Annotated in this window: 19 protein-coding genes; 12 read left to right on the top strand and 7 right to left on the bottom strand. The window is 64.6% G+C overall.

The window, feature by feature from the left end; genetic code table 11:
- Positions 1-7: 7 nt before the first annotated feature.
- The gene (locus FJ967_RS18300; RefSeq protein WP_140733217.1) at positions 8-2,899 is read right to left on the bottom strand and encodes a pitrilysin family protein; all 2,892 of its coding nucleotides are present in this window, start codon (positions 2,897-2,899) and stop codon (positions 8-10) included.
- Positions 2,900-3,418: 519 nt separating this feature from the next.
- On the opposite strand from FJ967_RS18300, the gene FJ967_RS18295 reads away from it, so the two are divergent.
- Positions 3,419-4,129 carry a helix-turn-helix transcriptional regulator gene (locus FJ967_RS18295; RefSeq protein WP_140733216.1) on the top strand — a complete coding sequence of 237 codons (711 nt, stop codon included), beginning with the start codon at positions 3,419-3,421 and terminating at the stop codon, positions 4,127-4,129.
- Complete coding sequence (locus tag FJ967_RS18290) at positions 4,126-4,896, top strand: helix-turn-helix transcriptional regulator (RefSeq protein WP_140733215.1); 771 nt, start codon at positions 4,126-4,128, stop codon at positions 4,894-4,896. Before FJ967_RS18295 ends, FJ967_RS18290 begins: the two co-directional genes overlap by 4 nt.
- Before the next feature lie 24 nt (positions 4,897-4,920).
- Here FJ967_RS18290 and FJ967_RS18285 read toward each other — a convergent pair whose 3' ends face one another.
- The 6 genes from FJ967_RS18285 to motA all read right to left on the bottom strand — a co-directional run bounded on the left by FJ967_RS18285 (position 4,921) and on the right by motA (position 9,868).
- Positions 4,921-5,355 carry a hypothetical protein gene (locus FJ967_RS18285; protein WP_140733214.1) on the bottom strand — a complete coding sequence of 145 codons (435 nt, stop codon included), beginning with the start codon at positions 5,353-5,355 and terminating at the stop codon, positions 4,921-4,923.
- Positions 5,352-6,434: a flagellar biosynthesis protein FlhB gene (gene flhB / locus FJ967_RS18280; protein WP_140733213.1), complete on the bottom strand. Its 1,083-nt coding sequence runs from the start codon at positions 6,432-6,434 to the stop codon at positions 5,352-5,354. The genes FJ967_RS18285 and flhB overlap by 4 nt, the downstream gene beginning before the upstream one ends.
- A 117-nt stretch (positions 6,435-6,551) precedes the next feature.
- Positions 6,552-7,565, bottom strand: a complete 1,014-nt coding sequence (locus tag FJ967_RS18275) for a flagellar motor switch protein FliG (RefSeq protein WP_140733212.1) — start codon at positions 7,563-7,565, stop codon at positions 6,552-6,554.
- 43 nt (positions 7,566-7,608) lie between these two features.
- A complete protein-coding gene (gene fliN, locus FJ967_RS18270) occupies positions 7,609-7,995 on the bottom strand; it encodes a flagellar motor switch protein FliN (RefSeq protein WP_140733211.1) in 387 nt (128 codons plus the stop codon).
- Between the two features lie 17 nt (positions 7,996-8,012).
- A complete protein-coding gene (locus tag FJ967_RS18265) occupies positions 8,013-8,960 on the bottom strand; it encodes a FliM/FliN family flagellar motor switch protein (RefSeq protein WP_140733249.1) in 948 nt (315 codons plus the stop codon).
- 32 nt (positions 8,961-8,992) lie between these two features.
- A complete protein-coding gene (gene motA / locus FJ967_RS18260; RefSeq protein WP_140733210.1) occupies positions 8,993-9,868 on the bottom strand; it encodes a flagellar motor stator protein MotA in 876 nt (291 codons plus the stop codon).
- Between the two features lie 144 nt (positions 9,869-10,012).
- On the opposite strand from motA, the gene FJ967_RS18255 reads away from it, so the two are divergent.
- The 10 genes from FJ967_RS18255 to FJ967_RS18210 all read left to right on the top strand — a co-directional run bounded on the left by FJ967_RS18255 (position 10,013) and on the right by FJ967_RS18210 (position 18,529).
- Positions 10,013-11,824: a DUF1217 domain-containing protein gene (locus tag FJ967_RS18255; protein WP_140733209.1), complete on the top strand. Its 1,812-nt coding sequence runs from the start codon at positions 10,013-10,015 to the stop codon at positions 11,822-11,824.
- Between the two features lie 2 nt (positions 11,825-11,826).
- Complete coding sequence (gene flgF / locus FJ967_RS18250) at positions 11,827-12,552, top strand: flagellar basal-body rod protein FlgF (RefSeq protein WP_140733208.1); 726 nt, start codon at positions 11,827-11,829, stop codon at positions 12,550-12,552.
- A 1-nt stretch (position 12,553) separates the two neighbouring features.
- Positions 12,554-13,954: a flagellar protein export ATPase FliI gene (gene fliI / locus FJ967_RS18245; RefSeq protein ID WP_140733207.1), complete on the top strand. Its 1,401-nt coding sequence runs from the start codon at positions 12,554-12,556 to the stop codon at positions 13,952-13,954.
- Positions 13,935-14,768, top strand: a complete 834-nt coding sequence (locus tag FJ967_RS18240) for a hypothetical protein (protein WP_140733206.1) — start codon at positions 13,935-13,937, stop codon at positions 14,766-14,768. The genes fliI and FJ967_RS18240 overlap by 20 nt, the downstream gene beginning before the upstream one ends.
- Before the next feature lie 73 nt (positions 14,769-14,841).
- Entirely contained in the window at positions 14,842-15,222 is a 381-nt protein-coding gene (gene flgB / locus FJ967_RS18235) for a flagellar basal body rod protein FlgB (protein ID WP_140733205.1), read from the top strand.
- Between the two features lie 2 nt (positions 15,223-15,224).
- Positions 15,225-15,641 (top strand): flagellar basal body rod protein FlgC, encoded by a 417-nt coding sequence (gene flgC / locus FJ967_RS18230; protein WP_027060084.1) that lies wholly within the window; start codon positions 15,225-15,227, stop codon positions 15,639-15,641.
- A complete protein-coding gene (locus tag FJ967_RS18225; protein ID WP_181175964.1) occupies positions 15,638-15,961 on the top strand; it encodes a flagellar hook-basal body complex protein FliE in 324 nt (107 codons plus the stop codon). The genes flgC and FJ967_RS18225 overlap by 4 nt, the downstream gene beginning before the upstream one ends.
- A gap of 10 nt (positions 15,962-15,971) precedes the next feature.
- Positions 15,972-16,760 (top strand): flagellar basal-body rod protein FlgG, encoded by a 789-nt coding sequence (gene flgG / locus FJ967_RS18220; protein WP_140704515.1) that lies wholly within the window; start codon positions 15,972-15,974, stop codon positions 16,758-16,760.
- Positions 16,761-16,766: 6 nt separating this feature from the next.
- On the top strand, positions 16,767-17,291 hold the full coding sequence (gene flgA / locus FJ967_RS18215) for a flagellar basal body P-ring formation chaperone FlgA (protein ID WP_181175962.1): 525 nt from the start codon (positions 16,767-16,769) through the stop codon (positions 17,289-17,291).
- Positions 17,288-18,529: a flagellar basal body P-ring protein FlgI gene (locus FJ967_RS18210; protein ID WP_140733203.1), complete on the top strand. Its 1,242-nt coding sequence runs from the start codon at positions 17,288-17,290 to the stop codon at positions 18,527-18,529. Before flgA ends, FJ967_RS18210 begins: the two co-directional genes overlap by 4 nt.
- The last annotated feature ends 2 nt before the right edge of the window (positions 18,530-18,531 follow it).

Genomic DNA, 18,531 nt, shown 5'->3' with positions numbered 1-18,531 from the left:
GAACCGCTCAATCGGCGTGGATCTGCGCGCCGCAATCCCTGCCGCCCGCACAGGAATGCACCGCCCGCGTCGTGCCGCCGTCGCCGACCCGCCAGAGCGAGGCCGACAGCGGCGCCTGGCCCTTGCCGCCGAAAAGGTCGAGTGCCCGTATCGCGGTCTCCTCTCCCGCCTCGTCACGCTTGACGATCGCGACATCCTTGAGGCCGATCGCGGCGAGCTGCGGCATCACCACGTCGGGATCGCCCGCCACCACGATCAGCGACGGATCGAGCGACGACAGCGCCAGCGCCTGTTTCTGCACGGCGTCCAGCGTCAGCCTCGTGCGTGCCCCCATGCGGTCCTGCTGATCCTCCAGCGTCGAACCACTGCCGACCGCTGAGATCAGCGAGCCGAACAGCCCGGCCGAGGTTTCAGCCGACCCGGCCAGCGCCCGGCGATAGACAGTGACCGTGCGGTCGACCTCGTCCTGCGCCACCGGCAAGGTGTTCAACCCGGCAAATCCCTTGAGGATTTCGGTGATCGCGGGGCCGGTATTGGCCCGCTCGACGGTGGTGGCCACGACCAGTCCGGAGCCGGTCTTCATCGGGCTCATCAGATAGCTCGATACACCGTAGGAATAACCCTTCTCCTCACGGATCACCGAATTCAGCCGGCTGGAGAAATCGTCGCCGAGCAGATTGGCGACCGCGGTCGATTCGGCCCGTTCGCCTTCATCGGTGCCGGGCGCCGGCCGTGCCACGAACAGCGCCGACTGGCTGGCCCCGGGTTCGGGCACCAGCAGCACCCTGTGACCGCTGAAATGCGCTGCCGGCGACGGCTCGACGGCGTAGCCGGCAGCATCGCCGGTCCATGTGCCGAACGCCTTCTGAAGCCCGGCCGCGATCTCGGCGACAGGCATCGGGCCGACGCTGTAGAACGTCACCGCCTTCGGCGTGAACTCCGCCCTGAAGGCGGCCTTCGCGTCGTCGAGCGAGATCGAGGCCAGCGCCTTTGCCGACCAGTCGACATTGGCCTTGCCCGGCACTTGCGGGATCAGGGCCGCCTTCGCCGCGCGCCCGGCAACGCCCGGCAGGTCCGCCTCGCGACCGTTCAGCCAGTCGACCGTCTGCGCCATCAGCACGGTCCAGTCGGCCTTGTCGAAACGCGGCTTGAGCACGGCGTCGGCCAGCAGGCCGATGCCTTGATCCAGTTTTTCCGGCGGCACACCGAGCGTCATCGTCGTGGTCAGCGCCCCGGCCTGATAGCCGATGCCGGCACCGATATCGCCGGTCGCCTTGGCGAAATCCGCCGAGCCGCGCTCGCCAGCTCCACGGGTGGCCATGCTCGCGGCGAGTTCCAGCAGCCCTTCCTTGCCCGGCGGCACGCTGTTCCAGCCGCCACGGGCAGTGGCCGCCAGATAAACCATCGGCGCTTCCGGCATCGTGTAGTGGACGAGCTTGATGCCGTTCGAGAGCGTCGCTGTCTCCATGGTTGGCAATGTCGCCGAAGGCGCTTGCCCGGCTGGATGCTTCGGAATGTCGATCGCCATGCGCTCCGGCGCGCTAAAGGGCTTCGGCGTGCCCGATGATCCGATCAGCGCGTCGGGATAGCCGCCGCGCGGGCCTGGCTTCAGCACCAGCACGCTGGCGTCTTCCGGCTTCAGCAGGCGCTTCATCGTCGCCTCGATATCGGCGGTGCCGGCATTCTTGACGCGCGGATCGTCGACCAGCGCGCTCTGCGCGTCGCCGAGCACGTCGGCATTATAGGAAACGGTGCCGGCGCGGTCCTTCAGCGCCTCGTTGCCCAGCCGCGCGGCCTGCAATATGCCGTTGCGCGCGCGTTCGACGTCGGCCGGATCGAGCGGCGTCCTGAGGAAATCCGCGAATGCCGCTTTCATCGCGCTTTCCAGCGCATCCGGCGTCACGCCTTCGGCCGCGCCGGCTTCGAAGGTGAAGCGGCCGCCGAGCAGGCCGCCCGTCCAGCTTGCACTGGCATAGGTGGCGATGCCTTGCTCTGAAACGAGCCGGTTGCGCAGGAAACCATATTCGCCATTGCCGAGCAGTTCGGCCGCGATTGCGAGAGCGCCGTTGTCTGAAGACTGCGCCGCCGGACCGCTGAAGCCGACCACGACGACCGGGCTCGGCACACGGTCTTCGAGCACCAGCTTCAGCCGGGCCTGGGCCGGTTCCGGCACGGTCGGCCGCGCCACATCGGCGCCGCGCGCTATCCGGCCGAACGTGTCGGCGATCAGCGCCTTGGTATCGTCGACCTTGAGATCGCCGACCAGCACCAGCACCGCATTGTTGGGCAGGTAATAGGTGTTGAAGAAGCCTCTGACGTCATCGAGCGTCGCCGCATCGAGGTCGGCGACCGAGCCGATGACCATGCGGCTATAGGGATGCGGCTTCGGAAACAGGCCCGACCAGAAGGCTTCCCAGCCCGAGGCGCCGGCCTTGTCGAGCACGTTCTGGCGCATCTCGTTCTTGACCACCGAGCGCTGCAGGTCGAGCTTGGCCTGCGTCACCGAGCGGCCGAGATTGGCCATGCGGTCGGCTTCCAGCGACAGGATCATCGGCAGCGAGGACGACAGCCCGTCGACATAGAATACGGTGCCGTCCTCGGTGGTCCAGGCATTGATCTCGTTGCCGAGCGCGGCATGCGCGCCGAACACGTTCGGCCAGGCCGGCGTTCCCGAAAACATCAGATGCTCGAACAGATGCGCAAAGCCGGAGCGCCCGGCGGGTTCATTCATCGAGCCGACGCGGTAGCGCAGGTTCATCACCACCTTCGGCGCCCGATGGTCTGGCACCAGCACCACTTGCAGCCCGTTGTCGAGCGTATAGGTGACGATCGGCTCGGCCTTTGCCGCGCCCGCGAAAAGCGCAAGCACCACCGTGAACGCCAGGAAAACCTGCTTCATCTTTACCCCCCGATACCGGTGGCAGCCCAGCAAGCGCCGCCATCCCGCCTTTTGCGACCGAAGGGATGCCCACCCCTGCCGGTTGCCGAAAACCTACCGGAATCGATCGGTCCTCGATACGGCAGCCTCTCAACACCCTCTGGCTTTTTGATGTCGGGTTCATGTCGGCGAGTGAGCCGTCCTGAAACAATGAAACCGGGCCGCTCGTTGCCGCTCTGAGTCGCGCACCGAGTCCACCAGATTCGATTTTGTCAAATCGCGTTTGATGTCGGATTCATCTGCGGGTAGATTAGACCCGAATCAGCCGGTCCTCGGGGGGCGCGGCGACCACCCAAAGTCTCACGTTCCGGATTTTTCCGGCGCCAGACGCGGATGTCTTCGCGTTCCCTGAATGGATTCCGTCTGGTTGGGCGCGGCCCCGCGCCTCGTTTGAGTCTCGTAAAAGTAATGCGTTTTCGGGTTCGGCGGCTGGCTTTCCAGCAACCGGACGTCAGAATCGATTCCGGCCAAAAGCAGCAGATGAGCAGTCCCGCCGCGCCTCTTCAATCCGACACATTGGGCTCGCGCCTGGCGTCGCGCGGTGATCTCACCTCCTTCTTCATGGAGCTGACCGCCGAGATCGGGGCCGACAGCTACATGCTGGTCGCCATCGTCCATGACCAGGACCGCAACGATGCGCGCATCGTCTCCTCGAACTGGATTTTCGACGCCATCGAACTGATCGGCAAGCGGCTGATCGCCGGCCTTGCCCAGGGTCCGCTCACCGCGGCGCCCGGTATCCGCCCGACATCGCTGGTGGCTGCCCAGGCGCCGGATGCCGACGGGCTGGTCTCGGGCGAGGAGGCCCGGCTTCTCGACGTGCTCGGCCATGCCGAGATCTATTCGCTGCGGCTGAATGTCGGCCGCCAACGCCTGTTCGCCTTGTTCTCCGCCGCTGCCGCCGGCCGCATCGACCAGCCGGCGCTGATGAAGGCGCAGTTGAAATGCTGCTACGCGCTTTCGCACATTCCGCAACTGATCGCCGCCGCGGCCATGCAGGATCCGCTGTCGGACCGCGAGCGCGAATGCCTGTTCTGGGTCTCCGAAGGCAAGACCACCGACGAGGTGGCGGTCATCCTTGGCGTCTCGTCCAACACCGTCAACAGCTACATCACCCACGCCATCCAGAAATTCGCGGCCTCGAACCGTGCGATGGCCATCGCCACGGCGATAAGGAGTGGCATCATTTGAGACACGCCGACATCAAGGACACCGCGCAAGCCCTTTTCAACGAGCAGCGCAGCCCGTTCGGCGCCTTCTCGCTCGGTTCCGAGACGCATCATGCCGTGACCATTCCCGATGCCGTGCGCCGCTGCCGCTGGATATCGGTCGACATCAACGCCTCGGCCTTCGGCCTGTTCTTCGTCAGCCCGTCGCCGGAGCGCGCGCGACTGATTCCCTGTTTTGATTCCGATTATCCCGGCATCGCGGTGGCGACGAAATTCATCTCGGGCGCCAATGGCGAGGAGATCGTGCGCCACAGCAGGAATTCGACCGAGCCGCGCTGGTGGACGGATGATGGCGTAGCGGCGATGGCCGACATGTTCGGCGCCCTCGCCTGGACTGGACAGATCGCGCCGCTGACACCCGGCTCGAGCGGCATCGCCTTTCCAGTACATGCCGATCGCGGCCAATGCGGCCTCGTCGTCTTCCTGGGATCGCAGATCGCGCTGGCGCAGGACGGGCTTTACGAGATCCACGCCCGCTGCTTCTCGCTGTTCGCCGCCGTCGCGCGCATCCGTCCGGGCGATGCCGGCAAGATGCGCTCGATCTCCAAGCGTGAGCTCGAATGCTTGAAGCTGACCGCCAACGGCAACACCAGCGAGGAGATCGCACGGCTGCTGAAACTGTCGGTTCACACCGCCAACCAGTACCTGACCCAGTCGACCCAGAAGCTCAATGCCGTCAACCGCAACCAGGCGGTCGCCAAGGCCCTCAGGCTTGGCTTGATTGAATAGCGGCCGTCGGCCGGCTGAAACGCCTCAGAAGGCCAGCGGCTCGACCTTGCGGATACGCGCTTCCTCGATCACCGCTTCCAACAGCGCGGTATTGTGCTCGGGATCTTCGCCCGGCTTTTCGAACGAAACGTAGTTGACCACGACCGTGTTACCGGTCTCGCTCAGCGTCAGCTGGAAATAGACGGTCACGCCAGGTGGCCGAAGCTCCAGGTCTAGCACGACGCGCGGGCTGCCGCTCCAGTCGACATGCGCCTCCCCGCCATGGCCGAGCCTCAGCGTACCCGGCATGAAGAACAGCTCTGCCGCGGAATCGACCAGATCCGACAGGCAGGCGAAATGCTCCAGCCGGATGAAGGCGATATAGTCGGCGACGTCGATCAGCCTGAGCTCCGCCACCACCTGTTCGATGGCGCTGGCGACGATGATCTCGCGGGATTTTGCGTGCGGTTGGCGGTTCATGAAATCTGTCTGCGCTCAGCCTTTTTCGAGTAGACGATCCGCACCAGTTCGGCGACGGCCTGGTAGAATTGCGATGGAATGACATTATCGACCGAAACTTGCTTGTACATGGAGCGGGCGAGCGCCACGTCCTCGAAGATCGGGATGTTGTGCTCCTTGGCGATCTCGCGAATTTTGAGCGCCACCAGATCCTGTCCCTTGGCCACCACCAGCGGCGCCGAATCCTCGTCGCGCACATATTTCAACGCGATCGAGAAGTGCGTCGGGTTGGCGATGATGAGCGTCGCCTTCGGCACCGCAATCATCATCCGCTTGCGCGCCCGGTCGCGGGCCAGCGAACGCAGCCGCGATTTGACGATCGGGTCGCCCTCCGACTGCTTGAACTCGTCCTTGACCTCCTGCTTGCTCATGCGCAGATCCTGCTTCCAGTGGAAGCGCGACCAGACGATGTCGATCGCCGCGATCAGTCCCATGACGAAGACGATCGCCACCAATATGTCGACGGCAATGCCGCGGATGACGAGGCCGAAAGCGACCGGATTGGTGATCATCCCGGCAAGCAGCTTGCGGTGATCTTCCGACAGCGTGAAGGTGAGCACGGTGATGGCGAAGCCGACCTTTGCCAGCGATTTCAGGAACTCGACCCAGCCCTGGGTACCGAACATCCGGTTCCAGCCCTTGACGATCGATATGCGCGACATCTGCGGCCTGATCCGCTCGCCGACGAATTGCGGCATGTTTTGCAGCACCGAAGCGCCAATGCCGGCAACACTCAGCAGCACCAGCAGGCTCACGACGGCGCGACCCACTTCGAACAAAACCTGCTTGTAGAGCGCGATGACATCGGTCTCGGTGTCCATCGGCCAGGCCTCGGGCTTCTCCAGAAACATCGCCAGGAACGTGCTGAGGTCGATGACGGCGTCCTTGGCGTAGAAGACCGTGAACACCAGTATAGCGACGAACGATGCGAGGAGCGCCGTTTCCCTCGAATGGGGCAGCTTGCCCTGTTCGATGGTATCGCGGATCTTCTTTTCCGTCGCCTCTTCGGTTTTCGAGTCCTTGTCGGTTGCGTCGGACATGCCTAGAGCGTGATGCCGAAAAGTGTGAAGCGGTTTTCGGGCGACATCATGCTCTAATCCTTTGATTTAGAGGCAATTTCAGACGTCAGGCCAATTCGACCTGAAGTCATTCCGGCTCTAGGCGGCGTTCTGCGTCGAGGGAAGTTCGAATGCGCCTTCGCGCGACAGCCTGATGGTGGTCGTCACGATCGTCTTGCGGGCCGTCATGATGTCGGCGGCGGGGACGCCCTCCGAACCTTGCCCGAGCTCGGCCTCGATCATGCGCCGCGAGCGGGCGCCGATCGCCGACAGCACCGCTTCGGCCAGCGCCGCCGACGTGCCGCGCAGCGCCAGCGTGACAAGCTCGGTCGACAGCCCGTCGAACAGAAGCACGCGCGCCTTCTGGCTGAGCAGCGGCAGATCGTCGAAAGCGAACAGCCTGGCGCGAACGCCGTCGAGATCGGGAGTGCCGGCCGCTTCGAGATCCTGCATGACCTCCTCGAGCAGCGGCTTTTCCAGCTCGTTGAGCACGCTGGCGACGCGCGCCTGCCCGGCCGACGTGTCCTTGGTCGAAGTATCCGACAGCACGCTTGCGCGCAGCCGGTTCTCGACGATCCTGGTGGCGGCGGGCGGCACGTTGGCCATCGTCACCATGCGCTTGATGATTTCGCCTCGCATCGGCTTGGTCAGCGTCAAAAGCACGCTCGCCGCCGCTTGCGGCGCCAGTTTCGACAGCACCATGGCCGCCGTCTGCGGATGTTCGCCCGCCAGGAAGGTACCCAGCCGGGAGGGTTCGAGCTTTTCTAGATCGGGCCAGATCGGCGGCGGTCCTTCGGGCGCCGCCTCCGGCTTCTTGTTGCCCATGATAGCGCTCATCTCTTCGGGCGAGAGAGATTCGTTGAGGATCGTATCCATCCGGTCGGCGGAATCGAGCAGGCCCGCGCCCTCGGTGAACTCGGCCTCGAATTCGGCGACGATGCGCTCGAGATCGCTCTGCGGAATTGTCCTGAGCAGCCGGGCACCCTCGATCAACGCCTTCAGCTCCTCCTGCTTGAAGAATTTCAACAGGCGGCTGGCCGACGGTTTGCCCATCGCCACCAGTATGGCCGCCGCCTTCTGCGCGCGTGTCAGGGTCGCCAGCGGCGTCGTCATGTGTCTCGCCTCCCCCGCCATGGGCACACCCAGCTAGTCATGTCTAGGCGCTCTTCGTGCCGGCGATGATTTCGGTCAGCCTGATGCCGAAGCGCGACGGGTCGCTTTCGAGCACGGTGATCTCGCCGCGTGCGATCTTGCGTCCGTTCACCACGACGTCCACCGGCTCGCCGATGCGGCGGTTGAGCGCGACCGTCGAACCCTTTTGCAATGCCATCAGGTCGGCGACCGCCATCTCGGTGCTGCCCAGGATGATCTGGACATCGACGGGGATGTTCATGATGACGCTCGAATTGGCCGAGGCCGCAGCCCTCGCCGCCATCTCGGGACGCTGCTCTTCCTCGTGCAGGACGCCGCGCAATTCCTCGATGGCGCGATCGAGCTGCTCGTCCGGCTGGTCGGGCTCTGCTTCTACCTTGGTCTTGGCCATGCGTCGTCTCCAATAGCTCAGGCGCGCCCGGCACCGGCCGGCATGAGCCCATCGATGAAGTCCTGCCCGGCATCGAAAGGATGCCTGATTCGGACGGTGTAATTCTGCCCCAGTTTCCCGAACTCGCATACGAACAGCGTCTGGCCGCGCGCGCTGAGGCGAGCCCGGGACTGTGCCGTTTCGTCGAAGTCGATCACCTGGCCCACTTCGAGATTGGCAAGGTCGCCGAGCGTCAGCCGTGCCAGCGGCATGGTCGCTTCGAGCGACACGGTCGAGCGCATGACCTCTTCCGAGAAACGCGCCCGCCAGCTGGTGCCGTGATCGTCCTCGCCGGCGCTGCCCGTACCGTCGCGGCCAGCCAGCACGATACGCTGCGGCATCGTTATCGTGATCGAGCCGCTGTCGACGGGCGTGGAGATGCCGAGGACGATGCGGATCGCGGCGCCGTCGCGCAACACATGCCGTCTGGCCTCGATGCCCGACATGGCGCGCGGCACGGGCAGCCGCAGTTCGAGCGCGCGCCGCCCCGACCCGTTCAGCGCCTGCGCCACCTCCTGGAACACCATGGTCGAGACATCGGTTTCGATCGACGACAGGTCGCGCTCGATCGGCGACACCGGCATGTCCGGGTCGCCGCCGAACAGCGTCGACACGATGATCGCGATCGCGGGACCATCGATGACCAGCGTCATTGCGTCCGAAGATGCCGGCGAGCCGACCACGGTCATGGCGAAGGTATCGCCGGCGCGCGAACGCGCCTCGGGGACACGGCTGACTTCCACGGTCTTGAGGTCGACGGCCACCGGAGCGCCAAGCTCGCTCGCGAGCGCCTTCTGCAACAGCGGTACGGCGCGCTCGGCCATGGCGCGGCCGGCGTCGATGACCTGGTCGGCCTCGCCGCTGTCGCCAACCAGGCGCTCGATGATCAGCGAGCGCGCTTGCGCGGGGCTGCCCGGACTGGTCATGGCCGTGTCGGCACCGATCTGTCGTGCATCGCTCAAGCGGCCTTCTTCTCGGCGGTACCGGTGTTCATCGTGCTTTGCTCGACGGCATCGATGGTCGGCCGCTCATAGGAGGAGATGGTCTTGCGGCCGAACTCGATCGCCACCTGCGGCAGCGCGCCGTTCATGTAGGCGAGCAGCGTCTGCTTGACGATGATGTAGAGGCGGTTCTTCTTCTCGCGCACCGTCTTGATCTTGGTGGCCACGGGCCCGACCACGGCATAGGACAGGAAGATGCCGAGGAAGGTGCCGACCAGGGCGGCGCCGATCAGGCCGCCGAGGATTTCCGGCGACTGGTCGAGCGCGCCCATCGCCTTGACCACGCCGAGCACCGCGGCGACGATGCCGAGCGCCGGCAGGCCGTCGCCGACCGCGACCAGCGCGTGATAGGCCTTCATCTTGTCGGTCTTGATGGTCTGGATTTCCTCGTCCATCAGCGCCTCGATCTCATGCGAACGGGCATTGCCGATGATGATGATGCGGCAGTAGTCGCAGATGAAATTCATCAGGTCGTGATTCTTGAGCACGGTCGGAAAGGCCTGGAAGATCGCCGATTCCTCGGGATTGTCGATATGCGCCTCGACCTCGCTGCGCGACTTGGAGCGCAGCTCGCGCATCAGGCTGTGCAGCACGCCGAGCGTTTCCAGATAGTCCTGCTCCTTCGGCACGGCCTGCTTGAAGGCTTCGAGAATGCCCTTGCCGGTGTCCTTGACCGTCTTCATCGGATTGGCGACCAGGAAGGTGCCGAGCGCGGCACCGCAGATGACCACGGCTTCCCATGGCTGGACCAGCACGTGCAGATGCCCGCCCATGGCCATGAAGCCGCCAAGGACGCAGCCAAGCGTCACCACAAGTCCAATCAGAATGCCCACGACCGGTCCTTCCGCATTTCACGTCGGACAAGGGATAGTCCCCGTGCCTTGTGTGAGGCTTGAATCCAAGCGGTGGGCCCGATTCAGTTTCGCGCAAGGAAGTGAGTTTATTGTGCTGGCATAGCTTCGGCCGGAGGCGTGTCCTTGCTCAGTACCTATACCAGCTACCAGTTGATCACCAAAGACATCAACAAGTCGATCGACCGCATCGAGCAACAGCCGACGGTCGACCGCGAGACGCAATATTATCTCGCCAACATCACCAAGGTGAAGTCGATCGACGATTTCGTCAACAATGATCGGCTGTTCAAATACGCCATGAAGGCCTACGGCCTAGAGGACATGGACTACGCCAAGGCCTTCATGGTCAAGGCGCTCAAGGAAGGCGTCACCGACCCCGACAGTTTCGCCAACAAGCTGACCGACAAGCGCTACGCGCAATTTGTCAGCGCCTTCAACTTCGCCGCTAACGGCGCCGATACGACCATCTACAACAAGGCGCAACAATTGGTGACGAGCAACTATGCGCTGCAGGTCAAGATCGGTGCCGCGCAGAACGGCCTCTCCTACTACCAGAGCGAAACCGCCTACTACGTCACCAACATCTCCAAGGTTAAGTCGATCGACGACCTCATGGGCAACAGCCGCCTTTTGACATACGCGATGGCCGCGTTCGGCCTCGATAGCGAGACCGAACCGGCGGCGACCGTCAGGGCGATGCTCGAAGGTGGCGTCAGCGACCCCAACAGCCCCGCCAACAAACTGACCGACAAGAGCTACGCCAACTTCGTCGCGGCCTTCGACTTCGGCCAGTATGGCGATCAGACCACCACACGCGATGCTGTCCAGCAGGCGGTGCCGCAAGGATACATGACTGGAGCCGGGCTGACACTGGTCAAGCCCAGCGCCCAATACATCAAGGGCGAGGCGGATTATTATGCCGCAAACATTTCCAAGGTGAAATCGATCGACGACCTCATGGCGGACAAGCGGCTGCTTACCTTCGCCATGGCCTCTTACGGACTGGATGCATCGACCGAAAAACCTGCGCAGATCCGCACGATGCTCGAGGGCGGCGTCAGCGATCCCGACAGCCCGGCAAACGCGCTGACGGACAAGCGGTACGCCAACTTCGTCACCGCGTTCAACTTTGCCCAATATGGCGACCAGACGACGACCCGCGACGAAGTGCTGAAGGACACGCCCAAGATCTACACCTCGGGATCAGCGCTTGGCCTGATCCCGCCGAATGCGGATTATATCAAGTCGGAAACCGCGTACTATCTGGCCAACGTCACGAACGTGAAATCCATCGACGACCTGATGGCCAACAGCCGTTTGTACAATTATGCGCTGTCGGCCTACGGACTCGATCCGGCTAAGGAAAGCAAGGATCTGATCCGCAGCGTCCTTACCGGTGGCATCCGCGACGCCGACAGCGTCGCCAACAAGATGACGAACAAGGCCTATGCCGGCCTCGCCACCGCGTTCAATTTCGAACAGTACGGCGAGGACGCCACCACCATCAATGCGGCGCAGCAGCCGACCGTCGACAAATACATGCGCCAGACGCTGGAGGAGGATGCCGGCAAGACCAATGAAGGCGTTCGGCTGGCGCTCTATTTCGACCGCAAGGCACCTGACATCACCAGTTGGTACGACGTGCTGGCCGATACCGCGCTCGCCAGCGTCGTGCGCACCGCGCTCGGCCTGCCCGATTCCTTCGCCACCGCCGATATCGACAAGCAGGCGCAGTTGTTCGAGCAGAAGCTCGACCTCTCGGATTTCACCGACCCCGTGAAACTGAACAAGTTCCTGACCCGCTTCACCAGCATGTACGAGCTCAACAATCCGACCTCGCCGGCCGTGACCTCGATCAGCGTGCTCTTCGCGAAACCCACCACCGTCGGAATCTCCACCGATCTGATGATGGCCATGCAGCAGTTGAAGTTCTGACCATGCGAGACAGTCTCTATGTCGCCCTCTCCGCGCAGATGGCCCTCGAGCGCCGGCTCGATACGATCGCCGACAATGTCGCCAACGCTAACACCGTCGGCTTTCGCGCCACCGGGGTGAAGTTCGAGGATGTTGTGTCGGGGACCGGGCAGAAATCGGTTTCATTCGCGTCGTCCGGCAAGACCTATCTGTCTGGAGCCCATGGTTCCATGACGGAGACCGGCAACCCGTTCGATTTTGCCATCCAGGGCGACGCCTGGTTCGCCATCGACACGCCGGCCGGCACCGTCATGACCCGCGACGGCCGCTTCTCGATGAACGAGAACGGCGAGTTGATGTCGATCGAGGGCCACCCGGTGCTCGACGCCGGCGGCGCGCCGATCCAGCTCGATCCCCGCAACGGTCCACCAAAGGCCGGCGCCGACGGCTCGCTGCGCCAGAACGACCAGCTGGTCGGCTCGATCGGCCTCTACAATTTCGATCCGGGTGAGAATTTCGTGCGCTACGGCAACTCCGGCATCGTGCCTTCGCGCACGCCCGACCCGGTCACCGACCGCTCCGACGTCGGCGTCGCCCAGGGTTTCGTCGAGGAATCCAATGTCAATCCGGTGCTGGAAATGACCCGGTTGATCATGGTCCAGCGCGCCTTCGAGAACACCGCCGCGCTGATGCGTCAGACAGACTCCTCCAGCGACGAGGCGATAAAGACGCTCGGCTCGAAGTCTTAGCATGGCGTCGGAGCATCCATCCATCCGCGCACCTGAAAGACAGCTCCAGCCAGCGCCGGAGCACCGGCTTGCCGCCTTGGAGCGGATCATCAGGCGCTTCGGCGACGGCGACGGGCTGGTCAAGCGCGGCGGCCTCGTCACCGAGGTCACATCGACGCACTACAAGGTGCGCGGCCTTTCCGATTTCGCCCGGCTGGGAGACATTGTCGAGCAACGCGGCCTGGCCGGCACGCGCCGCGGGGAGATCGTCAAGATCAGCCGTGACGAGGTTGTGATCGCCCCCTTCGAACGCACCGCCGACGCCGGCATCGGCGATGCCGTGTTCCGCCGCGGGCCGCTCGCGGTGACGCCGCATGCCTCGTGGCGCGGCCGCGCCATCGACGCGCTCACCCGGGCCATCGATGGCGGTCCGCCCTTGCTCAGGGGCGACGATATGTCGGCCGGCGCAGCGACACCTGGCGCCATGGCGCGGCAACGCGTAGGCACCGCCTTCATGACCGGCGTCAAGGTCATCGATATCTTCACGCCGCTCTGCTTCGGCCAGCGCATGGGCGTTTTCGCCGGCTCCGGTGTCGGCAAGTCGACGCTGCTTGCCATGCTCGCCGGTGCCGACGCGTTCGACACGGTCGTCGTCGCGCTGATCGGTGAACGCGGCCGCGAGGTTCGCGAATTCCTCGAGGATACGATCGGCGACAGCATGGTCAAGACGGTCGCCGTCGTCGCCACGAGCGACGAGAGCGCCATGATGCGCCGGCGCGCGCCCGACACCGCCATGCGCGTGGCCGAACATTTTCGCGACCAGGGCCACCGTGTGCTGCTGGTGCTGGATTCCATCACCCGCTTCGCTCACGCGTTGCGCGAGGTGGCGACGGGAACCGGCGAGCCGCCGGTCGCCCGCGGCTATCCCGCCTCGGTCTTCACCGAGCTGCCCAAGCTGCTGGAGCGCGCCGGTCCCGGCGCCGAAGGCAAAGGTTCGATAACCGCCGTCATCTCCGTGCTGGTCGATGGCGACGACCACAACGACCCGGTCGCCGATTCCGTGCGCGGCATCCTCGACGGCCATGTCGTGCTCGACCGCGTCATCGCCGAACAGGGCCGCTACCCGCCGGTCAATCCGCTGTCATCCATATCGCGGCTGGCCGGCAAGGCCTGGAGCGTCGAGCAGCGAGCCCTGGTGACACGGCTGAAATCGATGATCTCGCGCTTCGAGGACACGCGCGACATCCGCCTGCTCGGCGCCTATCAGGGCGGCGTCGACGCCGAACTCGACATGGCCGTGCGCCAGGTGCCGCTGATTTATGAGGCACTGACGCAATCGCCCAGGGACCGACCGTCCGCCGATCCGTTCTCCGACCTCGCCCGTCACCTCAAGGGAAAGCAGAATGCCGAACCAGGAGACTGAACGCCAGTACACCGAGCGCCTCCTTAACGAGATGATCGCCGAGGCACAGGCCGCGGAGCAGGCTCGCGAGGAGGAAGCCCTGGTCGCCAGGGCAAACGCCGCCGGCGCCGTGGCCGCCAGGACCGCGGCTGTTCTGGCCAGGGCGGCCAAACCGGCTCTGCCGCGATCCGAACCTCTTCTGGTCCGGGCGGCCCCTTCCTCAACGCCTGTGGTTCCCGGCGTCGATGCACCCGAGATGATACAGGCAAGCCGCGAATCGTTGATCGACGGCCTCTTTCCCGACACCGAATGGCCGCAACCGCCAAAGGCGCAATTTCCAAGATTGAGAAAGAAGGCGGACCGGCGCAGCGACCTTGTCATCGCCGCGCTTGGCGTCACGCTTGGCCTGATCTGCGCCCTGTTTCCCTGGTATATCTTCTTCAACCAGGACCAGTTCGGCGTGCAGGCGATCAAATTCGGCGGCACCGGCACCAATTCGGGACGTGCGGGCGGCGGCGTGGTTGCCGCACGCAGCGCGCCGCTGACCGCCAAGGACGTACCCAATGCCGGTGTCGACCTGCTTGCCACCGGCACGGTGCAGGACGATTCCAAACAGGAGCCGCCCGGCGACCAGCCCTTCCCCGCCGATGTTGCGAAGTTCCGCATGGTCCATGTCGCCAACGGCCGCGCCATGATCGAGGACGACACCGGCCTGTGGATGGTTCAACGCGGCTCCACGCTGCCCGATTCCAGCAAGGTATCGGCGATTGAACAGCGCAACGGCAAATGGGTCATGCTCACCAGCACGAACCAGGTGATCGAGCTTTCCAAGTAAGGCCGTCACGACCATCCGCAAGGTCCGCGCAAGACTGGCGGCCTAGTCTTTGGGCACATGCCCGGAGATTCCCATGGAGCCCGTTTCCCTTTTCGATCTCGCCGCCAAGCAAGCGCAGTGGCTGTCAGTGCGTCAGTCCGCTGTCGCCGGCAACATCGCCAATGCCAACACGCCGGGCTACACGGCAAACGATGTCGAGCCGTTCGAGAAGGTGCTCGACCGCACCGCGGTATCGCTGCAGATAACCGAGCCCGGCCATCTCGGCAGCGCCGCGACCAATGCCGGCTTCTCCATCAAGCCGCAGGAAGACGACGGCGTGATCATGCCGTCCAAGAACACGGTCGTGCTTGAAGACCAGCTCCTCAAGGCCGGCGAAGTGCGCCGCTCCTTCGAGCTCAACACGGCCATCGTCAAGGCATTCCACTCAATGATGATGATGGCGGTGAAGAGCTGATCATGGACGCGCTGACCGCAGCCCTCAAAGTCGCAGCATCAGGCCTCGGCGCCCAGTCCGAGCGCCTGCGCGTTGTTTCGGAAAACCTCGCCAACGCCCAGTCGACAGGCACCACGCCGGGCGCCGACCCGTATCGCCGCAAGACCATCAGCTTCGTCTCCGAACTCGACCGCGCCTCCGGCAGCTCCACGGTCGAGGTGAACTCGATCGACCGCGACCCGAGCGACTTTCCGGTCGAATTCCAGCCCGGCAACGAGGCCGCCGACGAGAAGGGCTACGTCAAGATGCCCAATGTCAACGTGCTGATCGAAATGGCCGACATGACCGAGGCCAACCGCTCCTACGAGGCCAACCTGCAAGTCGTGAAGCAGGCGCGCGACCTCATTTCAATGACCATCGACCTGATGAGGAACCAATGATCGTCAACGGCATCGGCGCGCTCAACCTCAAGCCTGGGCTGGGCGACACAGCCACCGACCTGCTGCAGGGCGGCGTTGCGTCGGCGGCATCCGCCAACATCGGCACCTCATTCGCCGAAGCCGTCAGCCAGGCGGCCTCCAAGACCGTCAACACGCTGCAAAATGCCGAGCAGGTGTCGCTGCAGGCACTCAAGGGCGACGCCGACACCCGCCAGGTCGTCGATGCCGTGATGAGCGCCCAGCAGGCGCTGCAGACCGCTGTCGCCATCCGCGACAAGGTCGTTTCGGCCTATCTCGAAGTCAGTCGCATGGGTATCTGAGGAGCAGGCCATGAAAGCACTCGCCATCGCCGCCACCGGCATGAATGCCCAGCAGACCAATCTGGAAGTCATCGCCAACAACATCGCCAACATCAACACCACCGGCTACAAGCGGGCGCGCGCCGAATTCTCCGACCTGCTCTACCAGGTCGACCGCACGCAAGGCGTGCCCAACCGCTCCAACGCCTCGCTGGTACCGGAAGGCGTTTCCATCGGCCTCGGCGTCAAGACCACCGCCGTGCGCAACGTCCACACCCAGGGCGAACTGACCAGCACCGGCAACAGTTTCGACATGGCGCTGACCGGCAGGGGCTGGTTCCAGATCGAGGGTGCCGATGGCGGCACGCTCTACACGCGCGCCGGCGCCTTCAACACCAACGCCACCGGCCAGCTGGTGACGGTTGACGGCGCCAGCGTCATTCCGGCCATCACCGTGCCGGTCGACGCCGTCGAGGTCATCGTCAACAAGACCGGTCAGGTCTTTGCCCGCATCGACGGTCAGACCGACCTGCAGAATCTCGGCCAGCTCCAGATCGTCAACTTCGCCAACGAGGCCGGCCTTGCGCCGCTCGGCGACAATCTCTTCCAGGAAACGACGGCTTCGGGGCCGGCCAATGTCGGCGTGCCCGGCGATCCCGGCTTCGCCACCATCCAGCAAGGCTATCTCGAGGCTTCCAACGTCGACCCGGTCAAGGAAATCACCGAGCTGATCTCGGCGCAGCGCGCCTATGAGATGAATTCCAAGGTCATCCAGGCGGCCGACGACATGGCCTCCGTCGTCTCCAAGAACATCAGGTAAGGGATGATGGCGATGCCGATCTCCTGCTCCGCATTCCGCCGCGCCGCGCTGATCCTTGCGCTGGCGGCCGGCGGCATGCCGGCTTTTGCCCAGGAATCGACAGGTCAATCGGCCAATCAGATCGCCAGCAATCAAGCCACCGGCGAGGTCGTGCTGATCCCCAACCGCGTCATCTATCCCGGCGAAACCATCGAGCTCGGCGCCTTGAAGCAGGTCACCCTCATCCCCGGCAAGCACAAGCCCGATGCGATGGCGACGCGCGCCGAGGAACTCCAGGGCAAGATCGCCAAGCGCACGCTGCTGCCCGGCCGCTACATTCCCTCCGCCGCCATCCGCGAGGCCTGGCTGGTCGAACAGGGCGCCGCCGTGCAGGTCTTCTTCGTTGCCGGCGGGCTGACCATCACCGCCACCGCCGTGACCTTGCAGCCGGGCTCGGCCGGCGACTTCATCAAGGTTCGCAACAGCGACAGCGGCAAGATCCTCTCCGGCACGGTGATGGCCGACGGCACCATCCAGGTCGGCGCTTCATGATGCGCCCGCTTACCCTTCTGCTCGCGGCAGCACTTGGCCTGCAGCCGGCGCTGGCCGATGGCCTGACACCCAAGGCCAAGCGTGAGCTCGCCGCCAGGGATGGCGGTGTCTACACCGATCCAGAATATGACCCGGCCACCACCACGCGCATGTTCCGCGTCTCGCCCGGGCCGAGCCAGCTGCCGCCGGGCCAGGTCGCCTCGCGCATCAAGGACATCGCCCAGCTGCAGAGCTCGCGCGACAACCAGCTCGTCGGCTACGGCCTCGTCATCGGCCTCGCCGGATCCGGCGACAGCCTGCGCAATTCGCCGTTTACCGAACAGTCGATCCGCGCCATGCTCGAAAATCTCGGCATCGCCACCGAAGGCGGCAGCGCGCGCGCCAAGAACGTCGCCGCCGTCATCGTCACCGCCAACATGCCACCCTACGTGCAATCGGGCGCCCGTATCGACATCGACGTTTCCTCCATGGGCGACGCCACCTCGCTTGCCGGCGGCACGCTGATCATGACGCCGCTCAAGGCCGCGGACGGGGAGATCTATGCCGTCGGCCAGGGCGCGGTCATCGTTTCCGGCTTCACCGCCCAAGGCCAGGCCGAGCAATTGACGCAAGGCGTGCCGACCGCGGGCCGCGTGCCGAACGGCGCCATCGTCGAGCGCTCGGTGAAGGCCGAGTTCGACGACCAGTCGACACTGACGCTGCAACTGCGCAATCCCGATTTCTCGACCGCCATTCGCATCGCCGACGCCATCAACGACTACACCGCCCAGCGCTTCGGCATGCGCGTGGCGGCCGAGCGCGATTCCCGTACGGTGCAGATCAGGCGGCCGAAAAGCGTCTCGGCGGCCCGCTTCTATGCCGAGATCGAGAACCTGGTGGTCGAATCCGACACGCCGGCCCGCGTCGTCATCGACGAGCGCACTGGCACCATCGTCATCGGCAACGACGTCAAGATCTCGCGTGTCGCCATCAGCCACGGCACGCTGACGGTGCGCATCACGGAGGCGCCGCGCGTCGTGCAGCCCGAACCCTTCTCCAAGGGCGAAACCGCCGTCGAGCCGTTCACCGCCATCGATGCCAGCCGCCCCGACGCCCGCGTCGCCGTGCTCGACGGACCCGACCTGCAAACCCTCGTCTCCGGCCTCAATCGTCTCGGCGTCAAGCCGGACGGCATCATCGCCATCCTGCAGGGCATCAAGTCGGCCGGCGCGCTCCAAGCCGATCTGGTTCTCCAATAGCG

Source organism: Mesorhizobium sp. B2-3-4 (assembly GCF_006442315.1).
GTDB lineage: Bacteria > Pseudomonadota > Alphaproteobacteria > Rhizobiales > Rhizobiaceae > Mesorhizobium.
The sequence above is the reverse complement of the archived record's forward strand: the minus strand, read 5'-3'. Positions and strand labels throughout refer to the sequence as shown.

What these genes read in the sequence shown, in the direction of transcription:
- FJ967_RS18300 (WP_140733217.1), bottom strand. Translation starts at nt 2,899, where the DNA reads ATGAAGCAGGTTTTCCTGGCGTTCACGGTGGTGCTTGCGCTTTTCGCG.
- FJ967_RS18295 (WP_140733216.1), top strand. Translation starts at nt 3,419, where the DNA reads ATGAGCAGTCCCGCCGCGCCTCTTCAATCCGACACATTGGGCTCGCGC.
- FJ967_RS18285 (WP_140733214.1), bottom strand. Translation starts at nt 5,355, where the DNA reads ATGAACCGCCAACCGCACGCAAAATCCCGCGAGATCATCGTCGCCAGC.
- flhB (WP_140733213.1), bottom strand. Translation starts at nt 6,434, where the DNA reads ATGTCCGACGCAACCGACAAGGACTCGAAAACCGAAGAGGCGACGGAA.
- FJ967_RS18275 (WP_140733212.1), bottom strand. Translation starts at nt 7,565, where the DNA reads ATGACGACGCCGCTGGCGACCCTGACACGCGCGCAGAAGGCGGCGGCC.
- fliN (WP_140733211.1), bottom strand. Translation starts at nt 7,995, where the DNA reads ATGGCCAAGACCAAGGTAGAAGCAGAGCCCGACCAGCCGGACGAGCAG.
- FJ967_RS18265 (WP_140733249.1), bottom strand. Translation starts at nt 8,960, where the DNA reads ATGACCAGTCCGGGCAGCCCCGCGCAAGCGCGCTCGCTGATCATCGAG.
- flgF (WP_140733208.1), top strand. Translation starts at nt 11,827, where the DNA reads ATGCGAGACAGTCTCTATGTCGCCCTCTCCGCGCAGATGGCCCTCGAG.
- fliI (WP_140733207.1), top strand. Translation starts at nt 12,554, where the DNA reads ATGGCGTCGGAGCATCCATCCATCCGCGCACCTGAAAGACAGCTCCAG.
- FJ967_RS18240 (WP_140733206.1), top strand. Translation starts at nt 13,935, where the DNA reads ATGCCGAACCAGGAGACTGAACGCCAGTACACCGAGCGCCTCCTTAAC.
- flgB (WP_140733205.1), top strand. Translation starts at nt 14,842, where the DNA reads ATGGAGCCCGTTTCCCTTTTCGATCTCGCCGCCAAGCAAGCGCAGTGG.
- flgC (WP_027060084.1), top strand. Translation starts at nt 15,225, where the DNA reads ATGGACGCGCTGACCGCAGCCCTCAAAGTCGCAGCATCAGGCCTCGGC.
- FJ967_RS18225 (WP_181175964.1), top strand. Translation starts at nt 15,638, where the DNA reads ATGATCGTCAACGGCATCGGCGCGCTCAACCTCAAGCCTGGGCTGGGC.
- flgG (WP_140704515.1), top strand. Translation starts at nt 15,972, where the DNA reads ATGAAAGCACTCGCCATCGCCGCCACCGGCATGAATGCCCAGCAGACC.
- flgA (WP_181175962.1), top strand. Translation starts at nt 16,767, where the DNA reads ATGGCGATGCCGATCTCCTGCTCCGCATTCCGCCGCGCCGCGCTGATC.
- FJ967_RS18210 (WP_140733203.1), top strand. Translation starts at nt 17,288, where the DNA reads ATGATGCGCCCGCTTACCCTTCTGCTCGCGGCAGCACTTGGCCTGCAG.